Source organism: Parafrankia sp. BMG5.11, assembly GCF_004337455.1.
Window position 1 is genome coordinate 1 of the sequence record NZ_SJXI01000174.1, and the last position, 2,119, is coordinate 2,119.

The 2,119-nt window shown below is 62.2% G+C and carries 2 protein-coding genes and 1 pseudogene; 1 reads left to right on the forward strand and 2 read right to left on the reverse strand.

Annotated elements, in window-relative coordinates; genetic code table 11:
• A pseudogene (locus tag E0504_RS49225) lies at window positions 1–189 on the forward strand (hypothetical protein); the annotation flags it as partial.
• On the opposite strand, the gene E0504_RS49230 reads toward E0504_RS49225, so the two are convergent.
• Entirely contained in the window at window positions 142–720 is a 579-nt protein-coding gene (locus E0504_RS49230) for a nucleotide-binding protein (protein ID WP_207974737.1), read from the reverse strand. The pseudogene E0504_RS49225 and the gene E0504_RS49230 overlap by 48 nt on opposite strands.
• 4 nt (window positions 721–724) lie before the next feature.
• Window positions 725–1,846 carry a helix-turn-helix domain-containing protein gene (locus E0504_RS49235; protein ID WP_207974738.1) on the reverse strand — a complete coding sequence of 374 codons (1,122 nt, stop codon included), beginning with the start codon at window positions 1,844–1,846 and terminating at the stop codon, window positions 725–727.
• Between the last annotated feature and the right edge of the window lie 273 nt (window positions 1,847–2,119).

The following is a 2,119-nucleotide window of genomic DNA, read 5'->3' on the forward strand; positions in this document are numbered from 1 at the left end:
CTGCGCTACCTCGGCTACGCCAGCCAGTGGGGCTTCTCGATCTGGCGGGCCAGCCACGACGACTACGCCGACTCCGTCCTGGCCGACGGCTCACCGACCGGAACCGCCGAAGCCGCACTCGACCTCGCCGCCGGCCTCTACCTACCCGCCACCACCCATCACCGACGAACTAACGGCGACGACCACTAGCTCCCCAACCCCGACCGCCCATTTCTCGAAATCACCCGGCCCGAACGGTAGACGGTAATTACTGGCAAGTAGATCGTCGGCCAGTGCGGCCACGAGAGGAACTGTAAGTAACCCAATCCTGATCGCCTCGCATAGAAGGGCAAGCGTCGGCCGTAGTCGAATACCACTGTTCTCCGCAGCGCGTCGAGCGGCACCGTCGTCAACCACCGCCACACCGCCTAGCGTGACGGCAAGCGCAAGCACAGCCGCCTCCCCACGGTTGCGGTAGCCCCTGACGAGGAACTCGGCGAAGCGGGCGAATTCGACGATCTCCCTTTCGGTCCGGAGCTCTCGGTGCTGGATCCATGGCGCATCCAGCACCGCCCGAATCCGCCCATCGTGGGTGGCGCCTACCCGCAGCTCATCCACGACCACATCAGGTATAACTGCGGTCCGCGCTCCGACGACCGCTTTCAGAACTCCGAGCCAGCCTTGCTTAGCGATATGGCTCAGCGGCCCAGTATCGAAAACCAGGACTTCGTCGATATCCATGCGACTACGACACGAACTTCCATATCGCGCTCTCCGGAAGTGTCTCCAGCACGGGTAGATCACTTTCCTCAAACGTGTCGAAGAGGAGATCGAGCGCCCGATGGGACGTGACGATCTCTCCACGGTACAACCTCAGCACCGCCTCCTGATAGCCCCGAGGGAGAGAGGGTGCAGCGAGTTCATCGCGAGGGACCAGGTTGAGTTCAACGATGTCAGCCCTGGTGGTGCGGACGCTTCGGATCCGACCGACCTCACTTTGGTCGACTTGCCTTAGCTCCGAAAGTCGCCGCGCCAATGTTGACATGTCAACACGAAAGACGCTACCAACTTTGACGGCCGCCGTTCGCAGATCATCACCTTGCCTCCGCAAATCAGCCCACCTTCGCTTCAATCCCTGCGCAGGCAGGAGAATTGCTCGTGCGAAACGGTCAACCCGGGTTTCCCAGGCAGCTTCGTCGCTTTGCTCGCCAATGCGCCAGTCGACCGAGTATGGGTCAGCGAATAGATAGTGTCCTAGCTCGTGAGCGAGAGCTAGCCTGCGCCGACCTACATGGAGATGGCCATTGACGACGGCAACGCCGCCACGAGCCAAAAGAATCGATGCCGCGTCTGCGGTCTCCGACCCCAAGTCCAGAGAGAACGGCAGCAATCCGAATCGACTCAAGCGTTCCGACATGTCCAGGAAGGGCTCCTCGCCATCAAGGCCGAGCAGAGTCCTTGCTTTAACCGCGCAGGCTTCCGCATCCCCGACGGAACCCGGTCGGTTCATTTCCGGCAGAGCTCCGAGACTCCACCGGACGTCCTCACGCTGGACGAATTCGACATTACGCACAACCCGCTCGACAGCCCGGTCGATCGACGGACTCGCAGCGCCCGGCTCCTGCAGGTTGCGATGGGACACGAGCGCGGGAGGCGGATCCAGGACGAACCATTCGATCCGCTCGTCGAGCGCCTCCGCGATGCGGGCGAGCTCAAGCGCCGACACGCGCCGCGTTCCGTTTTCGACCTTGGTGAGAGCCGATCGATCCAGGCTGATGGTCGACGCCAGCGCAGCCTGCGTCAGTCCAGCACGTTCCCGAGCTTCGGCGATGCGCCTCCCCATCGCCGCGGGATCAGCAGTAGCCACCTGTGCGATTCTAGAACATCAACTAGATCACTACCAGCGACTCGCCCAGACACCCCCCTAGCACGAGGCCCGCGTGACCCGCCGAGTGGCACACGAAAATCGTTGATCTAGCAACCGACCCGCGTAACGTTCCGCGACGCAGTGAGGCCACAACGTGATCCACGCCAGTGGCCTACTAGGGCCTGTTCTGAGTCCGGATCACAATCGGGGTGTTCATCCTTCGTTCGGGTGCTTCGGCTGGTAGCACGGCTGTATGACGCGTGGTGATCTGAC